Genomic DNA, 18,146 nt, shown 5'->3' with positions numbered 1-18,146 from the left:
CTCCTCCCAGGGCATGCCCCGCCCGGGCGGCTCCGGTGGTCCCCGTCCTCAGGGCGGTCCGCGTCCCGGTGGTCCCCGTCCTCAGGGCGGCGCACGGCCCCAGGGAGCCGGCCGCTCCGGTGCTCCGCGCCCGGGCGGTCCGCGTCCCAACCCGGGTATGATGCCCGGCCAGTCCTCCATCGGGCGCCCAGGTGCTCCCGCACGAGGTGGAGCGGGCGGCGGCGGTCGTGGCTCGCGCCCCGGTGGCGGCGGTCGACCCGGCGGTGGCGGCCGTCCCGGCGGCGGCTTCGGCGGCCCCCGCGGTGGTCGCGGTGGTCGCGGTTCCACCCAGGGCGCTTTCGGGCGTGGCGGCGGCGCTCCGCGGGGACGCAAGTCCAAGCGGGCCAAGCGTCAGGAGTTCGAGCAGCAGAGCGCGCCGTCGATCGGCGGTGTCATCGTCCCGCGCGGTGACGGCTCCACCCCGGTGCGCGTGCGCCAAGGCGCCACGCTCACGGACCTGGCCGAGAAGATCAACGCCAATCCCGCGGCCCTGGTGACCGTCCTGTTCCACCTCGGTGAGATGGCCACGGCCACCCAGTCCCTCGACGAGGACACCTTCGCCCTCCTGGGTGCCGAGCTGGGCTACAACGTCCAGATCGTCTCGCCTGAGGATGAGGACCGTGAGCTCCTGGAGTCCTTCGACATCGACCTCGAGCCCGACGAGGACGACGCCAACCTCATGCCTCGGCCCCCGGTGGTCACGGTCATGGGTCACGTCGACCACGGTAAGACCAAGCTGCTGGACGCCATTCGCTCCACCGACGTCGTCGCTGGCGAGGCCGGGGGCATCACCCAGTCCATTGGCGCCTACCAGGTGCGCGTCAACCTGAACGACGAGGAGCGCCCGATCACCTTCATCGACACCCCTGGTCACGAGGCCTTCACGGCCATGCGTGCCCGCGGTGCCGAGGTGACCGACATCGCCATCCTCGTCGTGGCCGCCGATGACGGCGTCATGCCCCAGACCGTCGAGGCCCTCAACCACGCCCAGGCGGCCAATGTGCCGATCGTCGTGGCGGTCAACAAGATCGACAAGGAGGGCGCCAACCCGGACAAGATCCGCGGCCAGCTCACTGAGTACGGTCTGGTCCCCGAGGAGTACGGCGGCGAGACGATGTTCGTGGATATCTCCGCCAAGCAGCGTCTCCACATCGACGAGCTCCTCGAAGCCGTCCTGCTCACCGCGGACGCCGCTCTGGACCTGCGGGCCAACCCGGAGACCGAGGCCCGAGGTGTCACCATCGAGGCCAAGCTCGACAAGGGGCGCGGTGCCGTGAGCACCATCCTGGTCGAGCGCGGCACGCTGAGGGTCGGTGACCCGATCGTGGCCGGAAGCGCCTACGGGCGTGTGCGCGCCATGTTCAACGAGCACGGGGAGAACCTCACTGAGGCCGGACCCGCGCGTCCGGCCCTGGTCCTGGGACTGACGAACGTGCCCAGCGCCGGCGACTCCTTCATCGTCGCCCCCGACGACCGCACGGCCCGCCAGATCGCCGACAAGCGTGAGGCCGCCGAGCGCGCCGCCATGCTGGCCAAGCGCCGCAAGCGGGTCTCCCTGGAGAACCTCACCGACGTCCTCAAGGAGGGCAAGGTCGACACCCTCAACCTCATCCTCAAGGGCGACAGCTCGGGTGCGGTCGAGGCCCTGGAGGACTCCCTGCTCAAGATCGACGTCGGCGAGGAGGTCGCTCTGCGCGTCATCCACCGCGGCGTGGGTGCTATCACGCAGAACGACGTCAACCTGGCCACGGTGGACTCCGCCGTCATCATCGGCTTCAACGTCCGGCCCGCCGAGCGCGTCTCGGAGATCGCCGACCGCGAGGGCGTCGACATGAAGTTCTACTCGGTCATCTACAACGCGATCGAGGACGTCGAGGCCGCTATGAAGGGCATGCTCAAGCCCGTCTACGAGGAGGTCGAGCTCGGCACAGCCGAGATCCGGCAGATCTTCCGCTCCTCGAAGTTCGGCTCCATCGCCGGCTCCATCGTCCGCTCGGGCATCATCAAGCGGGGCGCCAAGGCCCGTCTGGTGCGCGACGGCGTCGTCATCAACGGCGATCTGTCCATTGAGACGCTGCGCCGCGAGAAGGACGACGTCACCGAGGTCCGCGAGGGCTACGAGTGCGGTATCAACCTGGGCTACAAGGACCTCGCCGAGGGCGACGTCATCGAGACCTGGGAGATGCGCGAGAAGCCTCGCGACTGAGCGCGACCGCGTTCATCGATGGTGGCCGGCCACCCCGCACTCGGGTGGCCGGCCACCATCATCAGTGATGGGCTCGCGTCGACTGTCTTACGAGGATGATCCAGTGCCGTGAGGACGTCAGATGCGCGCGTTGACGTCCTGGTACCCGGAGTCCTCGCGGGTCCCGCCCATGCCGTCGCCGACCTCGCTGTAGTGACGGATCAACGTCACCGACCGGACCCACTTGATCATCTTGTAGCCGTGGCTCGTCTCGCAGCGCAGGCGCAGTGGAGCGCCGAACATGCCCGACAGCGGCTCGTCATTGCGGTCCCAGGCCAGAATCGTGTCATCCTCAAGGGCCATGTCCAGAGACAGGCACGTGTAGTACGGCTCGACCGGGCGTCCGTCGTGCATGCTCTGGGCCATGCCGAAGGACTCGAACATCACCCATCCGGCCTCGGGATCGATCTGACCGACCTGCTCGAGCAGGTCTCTCACACGGATCCCCGTCCACTTGGCGATACCCGTCCATCCCTGCATGCAGGTGTGCATGGTGATCTGTGACTGGCTGGAGATCGCCTTGAGCTCCGCCAGGGAGAAGGACGCCGGTGCCGAGACCATGCCACCCACCTCGAGGCGGAAGTCGGTGAAGTCGTTAGCCGCCAGCTTCTGGTACTCCGGGGACTCCTCCCGTGAGGGGGTGCGGGTGTTGACCCAGTGGAACTTGGAGATGTCCTTCTCCGTCCATGGCTTCTTGGCCGCCTGCTGCGAGGTGAAACGGTCCACCGTGACACGGCGGATTCCCCGCGTGGCGTCCCACAGGATCCGTTGGCTGCGGCGAGTGTCCGTCAGCGTCCAGTAGGACATGGCGATCCACAGCGCCACAACGACGACGATCGTCACGATCACGGTGACGTAGGCCTGGCCCACCCGGTTGGGGTCGTAGGAGCCGAAGACGAGGTGGGTGAGGTTGTGAGGAGCGTGAACGATGAACACCAGGCCCACGTGGACGACGGCGAAGCCCAGGTAGATGAACATTCCGATCAGGTGCAGGGAGCGAGCGGCCTGGCGGCCACCGAACATCTTGGCGTACCAGGGGAAGCGCCCGACGACGGCCGGAGACATGACCGGCCCCGTCACGATCATCAGCGGAGCGGCGATGAAGACGATGAAGAAGTACCCCAGCTGCTGAAGGCTGTCGTAGGGGGTGAAGTCGCACAGGGACGGGGTGCGCAGGTGCGCGTAGGTCAGCAGGGAGTCCCAGGCGTCGGGCAGGATCTGCCACGTCGTCGGAACCAGGCGCCGCCACGCCCCAGTGCCCACGAGGAAGGCGACATACACGACGCCGTTGAGCAGCCAGAAGCTGGTGGCTGTCCCGTGCCAGGCGCGCCCCAGTCCGATCTTGGCCCGACCGGGTAGGGACAACACGGGGGAGAGGTCTCGCTGGTCGTCCCGGGCGGTGAAGGCGCCCTCCTCGAGTGGCACCTTGTCCTTGGTGAACCGGATCCACTCGGAGCCGGGCTCGCACTGGTCCTTGAAGTAGAAGCGCGGGTGCGAGGCGATGATCTCGATACCGGAGCGGATGAGGACGCCCATGAGGAGGAAGTTGATGAAGTGGGTGACTCGCAGCCACAGCGGAAAGGTCTCGGTGTCGACGCACTGCTGGGCGACGTCGTTGGCGGTCTGTGCGGCTAGGGGCAGAAGAGACATCGTCGTGCCTTACTAACGAACGAGGGTGACAAACTTGCCGTGTGAACTAATTGTACTGCTCCTTCTCGGTTCTATATAGGGGGTAGTGACAAGATGTCGTGATCAAGGGGTTGGGTGCGACGGGGTAGAAGTTAGGTAAACCTTGTTTAAATAAGTAATGAAAAACTTGTTAAAAAATGTGACACCATCGCGGTCGCGTCGTTCCACGTGTTGAATACAGACGGAGAGAATCTGATGAAATGCGACCAATCGGTCGGTATATCGACGGAGGGGCCACGGATCGTTCCGCTAGCAGGCTTCGTGAGACTTGTACGGTGACTGGTGGGACGCGGAAGACGTCCGCCGTCTCCTGAGATACACGGAGGTAATCTCATGTCATCGGCTGCCGTGACTGAAGGGACGGATTCCCGGCGAGCCCGCCTCATCGGCAAGGGGTGGATCCAGGGTGTCGCCCTGGTCATGCTCTTCGGATTCACCGTCATGGGCCTGCTGGCTTATCGCACCTACACCAATTCCATGCCGCAGCCGCAGAGGGTGGTCACCGAGAGCGGCGAGACCGTCTTCACGACGCAGGACATCACCGAGGGGCAGAAGCTCTTCCAGGCCAGAGGGCTCATGGAGTACGGCTCCATCCTGGGGCACGGCGGCTACCTCGGCCCCGACTTCACTGCCGAGTACCTCCGCATGGAGGCCACGAGCGTCAAGGAGCAGCTCACGGCCCAGGGGGTCGATGACCCGGCCGCCGCCACCAAGGAGATGCTTCGGACCAACCGCTACGACCCCTCCACGGGAACCCTGGTGTGGACCAATGAGCAGGTCAAGGCCTACAACGAGGCCGTCGGCCACTACACCAAGATGTTCGGGCCCGACGCCCACAGCCACGGCCTCAAGCCGGCTCTCATCACTGATCCCGTCCAGGTCAAGCAGGTGACGGCCTTCTTCGGCTGGACCGCCTGGGGCTCGTCTGCGCAGCGCCCGGGTCACGACTACTCGTACACGAACAACTGGCCTGCCGAGTCCCTGGTCGGCAACGCGCCCACCGGTGACCTCATGATCTGGTCGGTCCTGTCGCTGATCGTCCTCATCGGTGGAACCGGGGCCATGTTCGCCATCTACGGCCGCTGGAGTCGGAGGATCGGTTGGCACTCCGAGGAGGCTCCGGCCCTGTCCTTCCGACAACCCGAGGAGATCGGGTTGACCAAGTCGCAGAGGGTGGTTGCCTGGTACGTCTTCACCATCGCCGCCCTGTTCCTCGTCCAGACGCTCCTGGGAGCCCTGGCCGAGCACTACCGGGCCGATGTGCTGTCGTTCTTCGGCCTCGACCTGGGCCGGCTCCTGCCCTTCTCCCTGGCCCGCACCTGGCACGTCCAGCTCTCCTTGTTCTGGACCGCCATCGGGCTGCTCGCGGCCGGCCTGTTCCTGACCCCGTTCATCGCCAGGCGCGAGCCGAAGAAGCAGCACGTGCTGGTGTGGACCCTGTTCATCGCGGCCACGGTCGTCGTCGTCCTGTCCTGTCTGGCGGAGGGCGCCAGCCAGCACGGCCTGAGCTGGGCCAAGGGGCCGCTGTTCTCCCAGCAGTGGGAGTATCTCGACCTTCCCTTCGTCTTCCAGGTGCTGCTCACCCTGGCCCTGTTCGTCTGGGTGTTCATCATCTGGCGCGCCATGCGGTCGCGCCTGAGCAACGAGCACGTGGCGAACATGCCCTGGCTGTTCATGTTCGCAGCCCTGGCTATCCCCGCCTTCTACGCCGTGGGGATGATGGCGCGCACCGGTACCCACGTCACCGTCGCCGAGTTCTGGCGCTTCTGGGTGGTGCACCTGTGGGTCGAGGACTTCCTCGAGCTGTTCACCACCGTCATGGTCGCCTACGTGTTCGTCCTCCTGGGCGTCGTCCGGGAGAGGATCGCGCTGGGCATCATCTTCATGGACATCATCCTGTACTCCGCAGGCGGCGTCATCGGCACCATGCACCACCTCTACTTCTCCGGCACGCCGGTGGAGCACATGGCCCTGGGCGCCTTCTTCTCAGCCGCCGAGGTGATCCCCCTGACCTTCCTGACGGTGGAGGCATGGGCCTTCATGCAGCTGGGCGCCAACCGCCACGGCAAGGAGGCGGGCCCCTTCCCGCACCGCTGGGCCGTCATGTTCCTCATGGCCGTCGGCTTCTGGAACTTCCTAGGGGCCGGTGTCTTCGGCTTCCTGGTCAACCTGCCCATCGTGTCCTACTACGAGATCGGGACCGCGCTGACGGCCAACCACGCCCACGCCTCCATGATGGGCGTCTACGGCTTCATGGCGCTGGCGCTGGGAATGTTCGCCCTGCGCTACCTGGTGCCGGCCGACAAGTGGCCCGAGAGACTCGCCAAGACCTCCTTCTGGAGCCTCAACATCGGCCTGGCCTGGATGTGCTTCGCCACCCTGCTACCGCTGGGCATCCTCCAGCTGCGCTACTCGGTGGGCACTGGCTACTTCGAGGCCCGCCAGCTCACCTACGTCACCAACTCGGTCAACACGATCATCGAGTGGGGGCGGATGCCCGGAGACCTCATCTTCATCATCGGCGGAGTCCTGCCCTACCTCTACATCGCCTTCCTGGGACTGAGGAACTGGCGTCGTGGACGGACGGTGGACACCTTCGCCGAGGACGCCCTCTACGAGGAGATCCAGGGTGGGCGCAAAGCCTGGCGTGGTGAGCGCGCGGAGCTGAACGACTGATGGACTCACCCGACCTGAGCGTATGGCTCGTCTCCGCCTACGCGCTCATCATGCTGGCCGCTGGGTGGGTCGTGGACGTCCTCGGCTCGCGCAGCGCCCGGCACTCGATGTCCTGGCGGCACTCGGACTTCATGTACCACGACGACGTCGACGGCTGGAGGTGCCACGAGGACCAGTGGCTCTGGCCCACCGCCTTCGACCCGGATAAGCGCGTCATCCGCTACGAGGGGGCTCATGCTATCTGCGGGCGCTGTCCGTCCAAGGACAGCTGCTCGCCCACCCCCGGTCCGCGGGAGATCACCCGGCCCGTCGACCCGTGGCCCTACTCCGACGCCGGACGCTTCCATCGCGGTGTGGGCCTGGTCATCACCTGCGTCGGTGTCTTCATTCCGATGCTGCTCATGATGGCCTTTCACGCCACCGGCGACCTCATCGTCCTGGGCACGACGACCGTCGTCGTCATTGTCGCCGGAGTCCTGCCGCTGGCCCGCCATCTGTGGAACACCCCCGACAACGCGCCGGCCCACCTGCCCCACGTCGGCTCCAAGGAGTACCTCGAGGCCGAGGAGGTCCGTCGCTCGGCGAGCGCCGCCTCAACCGGGCCGGTGCCAGTGACGATCTCCTCACGCCCCTCGGGTTACCGCTCGGTGCGTGAGGCGGCCGAGGCGATCGCCGCCGCTCAGGCTCGTGCGGCAGCAACGGGGCGGACCGTGCGCGTCCCCTTCCTTGCCGACTCCGACGGCGCCGGGAAGGCGGACAGCGGGACTGCCGTCTCCGCAGAGCCCGAGCTGCGTCGCGTCACCGCCCTGCGCACCCGCAAGCGAGTCCCGGTCACCGGCGCCGAGCTCGGCTCTGTCGATGTCGGCGATGGTGCTCGCGGCGGAGCCCGGCGCTCATGGTCCTCGGTGTGGAACGAGGCCACCGACACCACAAGCAGATGATCCGGCCCCACCACTGAGCCGCTTCGACTCACCCTCCTGAAGGACCCTCCATGACTACTCTCACCACCGCCATCGTGGCCCTGGCCGTCCTCGTCCTACTCGCCCTGGCACTATCTCTCAAGATCATCACCCAGTACGAGCGGGGCATCGTCTTCAGGCTGGGGCGACTACGACCCGTCTACGAACCCGGTCTGCATCTGGTCGTCCCCTTCCTCGAGCGCCTGGTGCGGGTCGACACCCGAGTGGTCACCCTGACCATTCCGCCCCAGGAGGTCATCACTGAGGACAATGTGCCGGCGCGCGTCAACGCCGTCGTCCTGTTCAACGTCACCGACCCTGTCAAAGCCGTCATGGCAGTGGAGAACTACGCGATCGCCACCTCCCAGATCGCGCAGACCACACTGAGATCCGTCCTGGGCCGGGTCGACCTGGACACCGTGCTCGCCCACCGCAGCGCCCTGAACGCCGACCTGCGCGACATCATCGAGAAGCTCACCGAGCCCTGGGGCGTGGAGGTCAGCGTCGTCGAGATCAAGGACGTGGAGATCCCCGAGCAGATGCAGCGGGCCATGGCCCGCGGTGCCGAGGCCGAGCGCGAGCGCCGCGCCAAGATCATCAATGCCCGCGGTGAGCTCCAGGCCTCCGAGGAGCTGCGCCAGGCGGCGGACACACTCTCCAAGTCCCCGGCCTCCCTCCAGCTGCGCTACCTGCAGACCCTTCTGGAACTCGGCGCCGACCAGAACTCCACGGTTGTCTTCCCTTTGCCGATGGACATCATCGGCCCGCTCCTGGAGCGCTTCGGCTCCCAGGTCGCTCTGCCGGACGCTGACGAGGACGAGGACGGCGAATGAGCTGGCGCACCGCGTCACCGATGAAGACCGCAACCGCCGCCCACACCAGCACCATGGCCGCCCAGCGGGCCGGCAGGATCCGCTCATGGAAGGCGCCCCAGGCCAGCAGGAACTGGATGGTCGGCGCGATGTACTGACTCATTCCCACCACCGACAACGGCACCCGCCTGGTCCCTGCTGCGAAGAGCAGCAGGGGCACGGCCGTGACCGGGCCGGCCACCACGAGCAGCGCCATGATCTGCCAGCCCTGGTCGGGGGCCTGCCAGACCGACTGCCCCTGCCAGGCCATGTGACCCAGGTAGGCGAGCGCGAGGGGAGACACGACGGCGCTCTCCACCGCAAGCCCGCTCAGAGCGTCCACCTCGGGGCCGATCCTCTTCTTGACCAGTCCGTACAGGGCGAAGGAGAAGGCCAGTACCAGGGAGATCCACGGCAACGAGCCCTGGAGCACCACCAGGAGGGCCACGGCGACGCCCGCCAGCGCGAGCGAGACCCGGTGCGCCGGCCGCAGGCGCTCGCGCAGCACCAGCGAGGCCAGTGCCACCGTCACCAGCGGGTTGATGAAGTAGCCCAGGGCCGCGTCGGCCGTGCGTGCGGTGTTGACGCCGTAGACGTAGACGAGCCAGTTGACCGACACCAGGAGTCCGCAGGCGGTCAGCGCCCCCAGCAGTCGGGGCGTGCGGCAGACGCGGGCAAGGCTTGCCCAACGGCGGCGCGCGACGATGAGCGTCAGACAGGTGCCCAGGGTCCACACGATCCGGTGACCGATGATCTCCACACTGCCGGCCGCGGACAACAGGTGGAAGTAGAGAGGGAAGGCGCCCCAGAGGGTGTAGCAGCCGATGACCAGGGCCATCCCGGTACCGTCAAGCACCCCGGAGGCCGACGCGGGCCCCCGGGCGCCTGCCGGAGAGCCCGGCGTCGCGGAGGCTTCAGGTTCCAAGGAGGATGCACTGGGGGAGGAGCTCATTGTGATCTGTTCCTGATCCGTTCGCGCTCGGGGATGGCGGCGGTGGCCGCGTCGCTGCTCCGCGTAGCATAGTGAGGCGCACTGGACTGCCTCGGAAGGTCTCGCTCTTTCGCGGGTGAGGACGGCGCGCCGAGATCGGTCCCGATCGCTCAGTCCTGGGCCTCACAGACCCGGCCCCCGCACGTGAAGGAGCCCCGCCATGGCCGACGCCGCCCGCGCCCGCAAGGTCGCCGACCGCATTCATGAGACCGTCGCCCGCCTCCTTCAGGGGCGTATCAAGGATCCGCGCCTGGGTTTCGTCACCGTCACCGACGTCCGTGTCACCGGCGACCTGCAGCAGGCGACCATCTTCTACACCGTCTACGGCAGCGATGAGGAGCGCGAGGAGACGGCCAAGGCGCTGCGCTCAGCCAAGGGACTCATCCGCTCCGAGGTGGGCAAGGCCCTCGGTATCCGCCTGACCCCCTCACTGTCCTTCCAGCTCGACGCCCTTCCCACCACCGCCAAGACCCTGGAGGACGCCCTGGCTCAGGCCCGGGTGCGTGACGCTCAGATCGCCAAGGTCGCTGAGGGGGCCACCTACGCCGGTGACGCCGACCCCTACCGTCATGACGAGCAGACCGAGGACGGCGCCCCGGAGGCCGAGGAGACCGATCAGGAATCCGCAACGGATGCCGAGGGCCTGTGAACGCCTCCGAGTGGGCTGAGCCGGTGGGGCTGTCCGGTCGCGATAGCGGCCACGACCGCGTACGTCGTCGCCCCGACGTCGCTCGCGGTGCCGTCCCGGCCTCCGACGGGATCCTTGTGGTGGACAAGCCCCAAGGGCTGACCAGCCACGACGTCGTCGGCGCCACCCGCCGCCTGGCCGCCACCCGCAAGGTGGGGCATGCCGGAACCCTCGACCCCATGGCCACCGGCCTGCTGCTGCTGGGCATCGGGCGCGCCACTCGGTTCCTCACCTACCTGGTGGGGGCTGACAAGACCTACGAGGCCACCATCCGTCTGGGGGCGGAGACCACGACGGAGGATGCCGACGGGGAGATCACCCAAGCCCGCGGCTGCCGGATCGACGACCTTCCCGAGGACCGCCTCCAGGAGGTGCTGACGGGGTTGACCGGACAGATCCAGCAGGTGCCCAGTGCGGTCTCCGCCATCAAGGTCGACGGCGTGCGAGCCTACAAGCGAGTCAGAGACGGGCAGGACGTCGAGCTGCGGGCCAGGCCTGTCACCATCCACGAGCTGCGCCTGGCAGGAGGGCCCCGAAAGGCGATCGTCGACGTCGACGGTCCCCAGACCGATGGCGGAGGCACGGTGGAGGCCGTGGACGTCGACATCCTTGTCTCCTGCTCCTCAGGCACCTACGTGCGCGCCCTGGCCCGGGACCTGGGGCGGGCACTGGGCTGCGGGGCTCATCTGACCGCGCTGCGGCGCACCGCAGTCGGCCCCTTCGGCATCGACGAGGCCCGCACCCTGGAGGACCTGTCCGAGCAGGTTGAGGCCGATGCCTCCGCCACCGAGCCTCGCGGGGTCGCTACGGTCCCGCTGGAGGAGGTCGCCCGGCGCTGCTTCGAGCAGCTGGTCCTCACGGAGGAGGAGGCGCGCGCACTGCGCTACGGTCAGCCTCTCGACGCGAGGGTCCTGGAGCGGGCCGAGGCCCCCGGCGGCAGGCGACCGCCGACCACCCAAGGGGCAGCCGAGCAACGCGTCGTGGCCGGATTCGCTCCCAGTGGGCGCCTCGTGGCACTGTTGAGGCACCAGGGCCCACGTGCGCGCCCGGTGCTGGTCCTGGACCCGGCCTGAGACGCGTACAACGGGCCGCCGGCCCGTCCGGCGAGAGCACACACGATGAGTACCTTTCCGTGAGGAGACATGATGAGCCAGACCGGCGGGTGCCGCTGCGGATGCGGCGGGCACGGCAAGCGCAATGAGCAGGACGAGCGGGCCGCCGCTCCCGCAGTCGCCCAGCCGGTGGGAGAGGGCTACCGGCCGGAGCCCGCACAGACCTCCCCGGAGAACGTCGACGCCGTCGCGATCGCCTCAGCGGTGACGACGGCGCTGGGGGCGGCCGCGCCGCAGGGCATCACCCCCGGGCACAAGGCCGGCAACCTGCTGGGCCTGCGCGATGTCTCCGCCTCCGCCTCGAGCGGTGGCGGCTGCGGCTGCGGAGGCCACTGAACCGGCCCGTCACACGCTGTGGTGCTGGAGGGCCTCGGTGACCGTCGTCAGGCGTGAGGGCCCCTCAGCCTCCACGTATCGGCCCAGGGCCAGGTCCTCCGTGATCTGCCCGTCCACGAGCACCAGGACGCGGTCGGCCCGGGCCGCCACCTGGGTGTCGTGGGTGACCATGACCAGAGTCGTTCCCGAGGCGTGAATCTCCCCGAGCAGGTCGAGGATCTGCAGCGCGGTGGCGGAGTTGAGCGCTCCGGTGGGCTCGTCGGCGAAGACGATCCCGGGGTCGTTGATGAGGGCCCGGCAGATGCCGGCGCGCTGCAGCTGGCCTCCGGAGACCTCGGTGACGCCGCTGGCGGCCAGCTCGGCGATCCCCATGCGCCCCATCAGCTCCTCTCCGCGCGCCGTGACCTCGGGGCGCGGGCGCAGACCCGCCAGGAACCCGGGCAGGACGATGTTGTCCAGCAGGCACAGGGTGGTCATGAAGTGCGCCTGCTGGAAGACGAATCCGAAACGCGTCAGTCGTAGCGCCGCCAGCTCCTTCTCACTCAGGCTCGTGATGTCCTGGCCGCCCAGGAGCACCGAGCCGGCATCGGGCCGGTCCATACCGCTCAGGCAGTGCAGGAGGGTGGACTTCCCGGACCCGGAGGGCCCCATGATGGCGACGAACTGCCCTTGCGCGACATCCAGGTCGAGGTCTCGCAGAACGGGGGAGTGGTAGCTCTTGGTCAGGTGCTGGGCCCGCAGAGCCGATTGCCCGGCTGCTGAGCCGGTGCGCATTGAAGAGCCCGATGGGGTGGAGGCGCGCATTCTGTCTCTCCTTACTCGCCGGTGGTCAGGGTCATGGTCAGGGGCATGGTGCGCAAGCGTCTGAGTGCCAGGGCGACGGCGCCGACGACGGTGGCCAGCAGTGCCCCCGGCAGGACGAGTCCGACCAGCCACCAGTTGGGAAGGAGCTGAAGGTCGGGGGCTCCGCGCGAGGCCATGACCGTCCCGATCGCGGGGCTGCCCAGAGTGGAGGCCCCCAGGAGCCCCAGGGCGGTCCCCACCAGCGCCAGGAGGCCGAAACGGATGAGGTACTGCCCCGCAACGGCCCGCCTGGTGCACCCCAGCGCCATCAGGACGCCGATCTGAGGCCGCTCCCGTGAGACGATGAGGACGGTGAACAGCATCGTGATGAGGAAGGACAGCCCCAGCGCGATGACGCAGGCCAGCGTGGTGACGACGCGGACCTGGGAGCCGGTGGCCCCGAAGAACTGGGCGGCGTACTGATTCATGCTGATCGCCTGGATCCCCGGGTACTGGCCGCTCAGCTGCTTGGCGAGGGCACTGGCCTGTTGGGGGGAGCCGGCGTCGGCGTAGACGATCTGCCACAGCGCGGGGGTACCGTCGTCGAAGGTGGCCTTGGCGGTGTGCCCGTTATTGGTGATGTCCTGGTAGACACCCGTGACCGTCAGGTCCTTGTCGCCGTCGGCGGTCTTGACGGTGACCGTGGATCCCTCCTTGGCGCCCGCGTCCTGGGCCTGGCTGTAGGACAGGGCGACCTCGTCGTCGGTGGCGGGAGCGCGCCCGGAGAGGTACTCCATGGGGAAGGCCTCATGGTCCCCGATATCGATGAGCGCTGTCTCCCAGCCGCCGGCGGCCGTGGACATCTTGTAGTTGCGGCGCAGCATGGTGGCGTGCCGGGTGACGCGAGGGTCGGAGTCGACGGCCTTCTCAACGGCGGCCAGGTCCTGGACCCCGGCGCGCACGTCGATGCGTAGATCGGCCCGACCGGCCCCCAGGTAGGTGGCCACACGGGGGTCGTTCAGGGTGGAGGAGACATTCGACGGCAGCACCATGGTGAAGGTGCACAGCGCCAGGACACCGAGCATCAGGGCATTGGAGGGGCGCAGCGCCTCGCGCGCCCCGAGCCATGCCTGAACCGGGAGGCGGCGAAGGGATGTCAGTCTCCAGTGCTGCCGGCGCGGGCGCAGGGAGGCGCTGGTGCCGCTGCGCAGGGCCTCGATGGCCGAGATATGGCCGATGCGCCGCAGGGCCAACCAGGTGAAGCCGATGACTCCGAGTGCCAGACCCAGCACCGTGAGGATCGGCAGTCCCACGCTCCACAGGGTTGTCGGGGGCCGACCCAGGTAGAGGGTCGTCGGGGCCTCCAGGGCGGCAGCCAGGGGCTGGCCTGCCACGTAGCCCAGGGTCGCCCCCAGTGCTGACAGAGCCAGGTACTTGGCCACGTAGAGGCGGCGTATCCGCCTCAGTGGTGCCCCGATGGCCTTGAGCACCGCGATCTGGGCCAGGTCCGTCTCGACGGCGGCGAGCACCGTGTAGCGCAGGGCGAGGACGGCGACAACCGCCAGAATGATCGCCACCACCAGGGCCACGGCCACGATGAGCATGGCGTTGAGTGAGTTCATGAACTGGATCATCGAGGCGTTGACGTTGATGCCGTTACTGGGCAGACCCGCCTCCTTGTAGGCGTCGATGACGCCGCCGGGACGGGCGGAGCTGGTCAGGGCCATCTCAATGAGGTACTCGGGCTCGGTGATCTGCTGCTCCAGGGCGGAGAAGTCCTCTGGCGAGACCACCAGGCGCTTGGAGGGGATCATGGCGGCATTCATCTGGGCGTCGCGTGCGAATCCCACAACGGTCAGGGTCGTTGTCTTGCCGCCGCTGCTGACGGTCACGGTGTCACCGACCTCGGCGCTCTTGATCGCCCGGTAGTGGATCGGCAGGACCACCTCTCCCGGCCCCGGGCTGACGGGGTTGCCATCGTCGTCGAGCAGGAGGTCGAGGTGCTTGGGGGAGGTGACGAAGGCAGGCTCGTTGTAGGACTCGGACTGGTTGACACCGTTGATGGACAGCTCCTGGCGCGCCACCGGCAGGCTCTTGATGACTTCGTGGTCGGTGACCTCGCTGCGCGCCTGCATCCACGTCTCGATCGCCTGCAGGTCGCGGTCGTCGATCCGGCCGGAGTGCATCTGCACCAGGTCCGGCAGCTTGGCCCGCTGCGAGAGCCGTTGCGTCGCCGACAGGCTGTCCACGACCAGGGACGTCCCGGCCGACATCAGTGTGGCCGCCAAAGCGATGAGGGCGGTCAGAGTGGCGGCCACGACGGCACCGCGCGCCAGGTCCGCCTTGAGAAGTCGCATCAGCATGACAGCAGCCTCCTTGGAGTCTGTCCTCGGTCTTGCGGGCTCTTTCCCAGGTGAGGGAACGGTTCTTAACGCTAATCGACTGGCAGTCGGTATTGAGAATAGACTGACGGTCGAAACGCGTCAAGGCGTGTCGAGGGTGGCTGGTTCGCATCCGGCGGCGCCCCCGTGGCAGGGTTGTCCCGCGCAAGCACCTCTCCCGACCCGGCGGGGTGGGCGGGAGCGTGCGGATGCGGATGCAGACAGGGCGCGGTGCGCCCCACGGGCCGATGAGAGCAGGAACAGCGACAGTGGAGGTCTGGTACGGCGCCGAGCAGGTGCCAGCGAGCCTGAGCGCTCCGGAAGGACCGGGTGCGGTGGTCACGATGGGCATCTTCGACGGCGTCCACCGCGGGCATCAGGCGGTCCTGGGACGTGTCGTCGAGCTGGCCGACGAGCTCGCCGGCGACGGCCGGCGGCCCCTGGCCGTCGCGGTCACCTTCGACCCCCACCCCCGCAGCGTCCACCAGCCCGAGGCCGACCTGCCCCTCATCGCCTCCCTGACCGACCGCCTGGCCTCTCTCAAGGACCTTGGTCTCGACGCGGTCCTGGTCATCACCTACACCCTCGACTTCGCCGCCCAGAGCCCGCAGGACTTCGTGCGCACCTGGCTGGAGGAGCTGCTCGGGGCCCGCGCGGTCGTCGTCGGCGACGACGTTCGCTTCGGCCGGCACAACGCCGGGGACGCCGCCACCCTGGAGCAGATCGGTCACGACGACGGCTTCGCGGTGGAGATCGTCTCCACCATCCGCTCCGACGAGGGGCGGCGCTGGTCCTCGACGTGGATCCGCCAGTGCCTCAAGGACGGGGACATGGGGCAGGTAAGCCAGGTCCTGGGTCGTCCCCACCGGCTGCGCGGCATCGTCGTGCGAGGCCTGCGCCGCGGCCGCGAGCTCGGGTTCCCCACCGCCAACCTGGAGGCCGCCACCGCCGGCGTCGTGCCGCCCGACGGGGTCTACGCCGGCTGGCTGATTCGCGGCTGTGCAGACGAAGGCGACGTCCAGCGGCTGCCCGCCGCCATCTCGATCGGAACCAATCCCACCTTCGACGACGTCCCCCAACGCACCGTCGAGGCCCACGTCCTGGGACGTGCCGACCTCAACCTCTACGGCGAGGAGGTGGGGATCGAGCTCGTGGAGCGCCTGCGCCCCATGCTCGCCTTCGACGGGCTCGATGCGCTCCTGGTCCAGATGCGCGCCGATATCGAGGACACCGCCCGGATTCTGGGAGTGCCGGTCCCCGAGCCGATCCGTCCCGAGGACGTCACCGCGCAGTAGCTCTGGGGGCGGGGCGGGGCCATCGCGGGGCGCTCGTCGTCGAGCCCGAACGACATCCCGCTTCAGACCTGCAATTGTGCCGGTTCGCACAGCCTCTGACGTGAATGGAGGGAAGCGGCGCTGGTAAGGTTGGCGGGCCGTCGATCGGCCACGGATACCTCATGCCCGGGAGAACCTGCCCCGGCGCTCCGTGCAACGAGACCCGAAGGAGTCCGCATGTCGGTTACCGCAGAGCGCAAGCAAGAGATCATCGCCGAGTACGCCACCCACGAGGGTGACACGGGCTCCCCGGAGGTCCAGGTCGCCATCCTCACCGAGCGCATCTCCAACCTCACCGAGCACTTCAAGGGCCACGCCCACGACCACCACTCGCGTCGCGGCCTCTACCTGCTCATCGGTAAGCGCCGTCGCCTGCTCGACTACCTCATGAAGGAGGACATCGAGCGCTACCGTGCCCTCATCGCCCGCCTCGGCATCCGCCGCTGAGCGCGCTGACAGCCTCGAGCCGTGCGGCCCGGCACCCTGTAAGGGGAGCCGGGCCGCACGGCGTTTCCGGGACGCTTCGCCTACGCTCAGAGCAGTGAGGTGTAGAGCGCCTTGATGTCCTCGCGGGTCGCAGGGCGTGGGTTGCCCGGCGTGCACACGTCGGCGAAGGCATCGTCGGTCAGGGCCTCGATGCCGTCGGCCTCCACTCCGACCTCGGAGAGCCGGGTGGGGTTGCCCAGCTCCCGCGTCAGCTCGGCCACGGCCTCCACGGCCGCGGAGCGCGCCTCCTCCAGTGGCATCGTCCGGGCCCCCTCGACCCCGAAGGCCTCAGCGATATCGCGATACTTCTCCCCGGTGTGCTCGGCGTTGAAGGCCATGACCGGTGCCAGGAGGATCCCGTTGGCGACCCCGTGCGGGGCGTTGTAGCGCCCGCCCAGAGGGTGGGCCATGCCGTGGACCAGGCCGAGCCCGACGTTGGAGTAGGCCATGCCGTTGATGTAGGCGGCCAGGCCCATCTGCTCGACGGCGTCGGCGTCCCCGTCGGCAGCGGCCCGCAGGTTCGCCGCGATCATCTGGATGGAACGCAGGCACAGGGCGTCGGAGAGCTCCCACGCACCCGGCGTGATGTATCCCTCGATGGCGTGGGTGAGGGCGTCCAGCCCGGTGGCGACCTTGAGTGAGCGGGGCATGCCGTCCATGAGGTCGGGGTCCACGATGGCCAGGACCGGGATGTCGTGGGGGTCGACGCACACGAACTTGCGCTGCTTGGCGGTGTCGGTGATGACGTAGTTGATGGTGGTCTCGCTGGCCGTACCGGCGGTGGTGGGCACGCCGATGATCGGCACGCCCGGCCTGGTGGTGGGGGACAGGCCCTCCAGGCTCAGCACGTCCTCGAAGTCGGGGTTGGTGGCGATGACCGAGATCGCCTTGCACGTGTCCTGGGGCGAGCCCCCGCCCAGGCCGATGAGCACGTCGGCGCCCGAGGCGCGGAAGGCGGCCAGACCGGCCTGGACCTTCTCGATCGGCGGGTTGGGGGCGACGTCGGAGAAGACCTCCCAGCCGATGCCGGCCTCGTCGAGCAGGTCAGTGATACGGGCGGCGGTGCCGTTGTCGGCCAGGACCGGGTCGGTGACGATGAAGGCCTTGGTCAGGCCCCGGCGGGTGATCTCGGGGGCGATATGGGCGATCGCGCCCCTGCCGAAGTAGCCGGTCTGGTTGAAGATCATGCGGTGGGTCATCGTTGACACTCCTGAGAAGAAACGAGACAGGACTGCTTCGTCCTGCCGTTGGTCACCACTCTGTCACGATCGGGCGAGCCCGGTCCAGGAAGTCAACGGTTCCGCGCGTCCCATCTCACGTGGCATCCGGTGGCGCTGATCGGCATCATGAGGCCGCGCACGATAGAATCTGCGCGGCTGCGCCCTTGGGTACTCGCCACGGTTCTTCGATGCTCTCCCAGCGTGTGAGCCGACCAGGAGTACGGGGGAGTCGCAGTCCGCCTCCGGGAAGAGACCCGGGGAGCGGCCGGCCCCGTCGGTTTTCGGTGGTGGCCTCCGGAACCGCGCTCGCGCCGTTGGATCATGGAGATCTGCGTGTGGCAGGACTCGGCTCCGTG

The 18,146-nt window shown here is 68.2% G+C and carries 14 protein-coding genes; 9 read left to right on the top strand and 5 right to left on the bottom strand.

The features are described from left to right. Positions 1-2,245, top strand: a 2,245-nt coding sequence (gene infB / locus BKH28_RS11510; RefSeq protein WP_081380135.1) for a translation initiation factor IF-2, incomplete at its 5' end; no start/stop codon positions are given. Positions 2,246-2,362: 117 nt separating this feature from the next. Here the strand turns inward: infB and BKH28_RS11505 are convergent. Then, positions 2,363-3,934 carry a molybdopterin-dependent oxidoreductase gene (locus BKH28_RS11505; RefSeq protein WP_075418926.1) on the bottom strand — a complete coding sequence of 524 codons (1,572 nt, stop codon included), beginning with the start codon at positions 3,932-3,934 and terminating at the stop codon, positions 2,363-2,365. 372 nt (positions 3,935-4,306) lie between these two features. Between BKH28_RS11505 and BKH28_RS11500 the strand changes: the two genes are divergently transcribed. Genes BKH28_RS11500 through BKH28_RS11490 form a run of 3 tightly spaced genes read left to right on the top strand, consistent with a single transcriptional unit; the run spans position 4,307 to position 8,441 of the window. After that, complete coding sequence (locus BKH28_RS11500; protein ID WP_075418925.1) at positions 4,307-6,649, top strand: nitric-oxide reductase large subunit; 2,343 nt, start codon at positions 4,307-4,309, stop codon at positions 6,647-6,649. After that, complete coding sequence (locus tag BKH28_RS11495; RefSeq protein WP_075418924.1) at positions 6,649-7,590, top strand: hypothetical protein; 942 nt, start codon at positions 6,649-6,651, stop codon at positions 7,588-7,590. The genes BKH28_RS11500 and BKH28_RS11495 overlap by 1 nt, the downstream gene beginning before the upstream one ends. Before the next feature lie 50 nt (positions 7,591-7,640). Next, a complete protein-coding gene (locus tag BKH28_RS11490) occupies positions 7,641-8,441 on the top strand; it encodes a slipin family protein (RefSeq protein WP_075418923.1) in 801 nt (266 codons plus the stop codon). Here BKH28_RS11490 and rarD read toward each other — a convergent pair. Next, positions 8,365-9,411: an EamA family transporter RarD gene (gene rarD / locus BKH28_RS11485; protein WP_075418922.1), complete on the bottom strand. Its 1,047-nt coding sequence runs from the start codon at positions 9,409-9,411 to the stop codon at positions 8,365-8,367. The two genes, BKH28_RS11490 and rarD, sit on opposite strands and share 77 nt — an antisense overlap. A gap of 199 nt (positions 9,412-9,610) precedes the next feature. Here rarD and rbfA point away from each other — a divergent pair, with 199 nt between their 5' ends. From rbfA to BKH28_RS11470, 3 genes are all read left to right on the top strand, one after another. Then, complete coding sequence (gene rbfA / locus BKH28_RS11480) at positions 9,611-10,099, top strand: 30S ribosome-binding factor RbfA (RefSeq protein WP_075418921.1); 489 nt, start codon at positions 9,611-9,613, stop codon at positions 10,097-10,099. After that, on the top strand, positions 10,096-11,211 hold the full coding sequence (truB, locus tag BKH28_RS11475; RefSeq protein WP_081380133.1) for a tRNA pseudouridine(55) synthase TruB: 1,116 nt from the start codon (positions 10,096-10,098) through the stop codon (positions 11,209-11,211). Before rbfA ends, truB begins: the two co-directional genes overlap by 4 nt. A gap of 72 nt (positions 11,212-11,283) precedes the next feature. Continuing rightward, the gene (locus BKH28_RS11470) at positions 11,284-11,586 is read left to right on the top strand and encodes a hypothetical protein (RefSeq protein WP_075418920.1); all 303 of its coding nucleotides are present in this window, start codon (positions 11,284-11,286) and stop codon (positions 11,584-11,586) included. Between the two features lie 9 nt (positions 11,587-11,595). On the opposite strand, the gene BKH28_RS11465 is transcribed toward BKH28_RS11470, so the two are convergent. Then, positions 11,596-12,390, bottom strand: coding sequence for an ABC transporter ATP-binding protein (locus tag BKH28_RS11465; protein ID WP_075418919.1), 795 nt, complete (start codon positions 12,388-12,390; stop codon positions 11,596-11,598). An 11-nt stretch (positions 12,391-12,401) separates the two neighbouring features. Then, positions 12,402-14,732: an FtsX-like permease family protein gene (locus tag BKH28_RS11460; RefSeq protein WP_075418918.1), complete on the bottom strand. Its 2,331-nt coding sequence runs from the start codon at positions 14,730-14,732 to the stop codon at positions 12,402-12,404. A 287-nt stretch (positions 14,733-15,019) separates the two neighbouring features. Here BKH28_RS11460 and BKH28_RS11455 point away from each other — a divergent pair, with 287 nt between their 5' ends. Together BKH28_RS11455 and rpsO are read left to right on the top strand one after the other, a co-directional pair. Further along, the gene (locus BKH28_RS11455) at positions 15,020-16,045 is read left to right on the top strand and encodes a bifunctional riboflavin kinase/FAD synthetase (protein ID WP_075418917.1); all 1,026 of its coding nucleotides are present in this window, start codon (positions 15,020-15,022) and stop codon (positions 16,043-16,045) included. 216 nt (positions 16,046-16,261) lie between these two features. Continuing rightward, positions 16,262-16,531, top strand: coding sequence for a 30S ribosomal protein S15 (rpsO, locus tag BKH28_RS11450; protein WP_010613637.1), 270 nt, complete (start codon positions 16,262-16,264; stop codon positions 16,529-16,531). Positions 16,532-16,617: 86 nt separating this feature from the next. On the opposite strand, the gene fucO is transcribed toward rpsO, so the two are convergent. Next, complete coding sequence (fucO, locus tag BKH28_RS11445) at positions 16,618-17,769, bottom strand: lactaldehyde reductase (protein WP_075418916.1); 1,152 nt, start codon at positions 17,767-17,769, stop codon at positions 16,618-16,620. Positions 17,770-18,146: the final 377 nt, after the last annotated feature.

Origin of the sequence: Actinomyces oris (assembly GCF_001937665.1) — a bacterium.
Classification (GTDB): domain Bacteria; phylum Actinomycetota; class Actinomycetes; order Actinomycetales; family Actinomycetaceae; genus Actinomyces; species Actinomyces stomatis.
Note: the sequence above shows the minus strand (reverse complement) of the source record. Positions and strands in the feature narration are given on the sequence as shown.

What these genes read in the sequence shown, in the direction of transcription:
- BKH28_RS11505 (WP_075418926.1), bottom strand. Translation starts at nt 3,934, where the DNA reads ATGTCTCTTCTGCCCCTAGCCGCACAGACCGCCAACGACGTCGCCCAG.
- BKH28_RS11500 (WP_075418925.1), top strand. Translation starts at nt 4,307, where the DNA reads ATGTCATCGGCTGCCGTGACTGAAGGGACGGATTCCCGGCGAGCCCGC.
- BKH28_RS11495 (WP_075418924.1), top strand. Translation starts at nt 6,649, where the DNA reads ATGGACTCACCCGACCTGAGCGTATGGCTCGTCTCCGCCTACGCGCTC.
- BKH28_RS11490 (WP_075418923.1), top strand. Translation starts at nt 7,641, where the DNA reads ATGACTACTCTCACCACCGCCATCGTGGCCCTGGCCGTCCTCGTCCTA.
- rarD (WP_075418922.1), bottom strand. Translation starts at nt 9,411, where the DNA reads ATGAGCTCCTCCCCCAGTGCATCCTCCTTGGAACCTGAAGCCTCCGCG.
- rbfA (WP_075418921.1), top strand. Translation starts at nt 9,611, where the DNA reads ATGGCCGACGCCGCCCGCGCCCGCAAGGTCGCCGACCGCATTCATGAG.
- BKH28_RS11470 (WP_075418920.1), top strand. Translation starts at nt 11,284, where the DNA reads ATGAGCCAGACCGGCGGGTGCCGCTGCGGATGCGGCGGGCACGGCAAG.
- BKH28_RS11465 (WP_075418919.1), bottom strand. Translation starts at nt 12,390, where the DNA reads ATGCGCGCCTCCACCCCATCGGGCTCTTCAATGCGCACCGGCTCAGCA.
- BKH28_RS11460 (WP_075418918.1), bottom strand. Translation starts at nt 14,732, where the DNA reads ATGCTGATGCGACTTCTCAAGGCGGACCTGGCGCGCGGTGCCGTCGTG.
- rpsO (WP_010613637.1), top strand. Translation starts at nt 16,262, where the DNA reads ATGTCGGTTACCGCAGAGCGCAAGCAAGAGATCATCGCCGAGTACGCC.
- fucO (WP_075418916.1), bottom strand. Translation starts at nt 17,769, where the DNA reads ATGACCCACCGCATGATCTTCAACCAGACCGGCTACTTCGGCAGGGGC.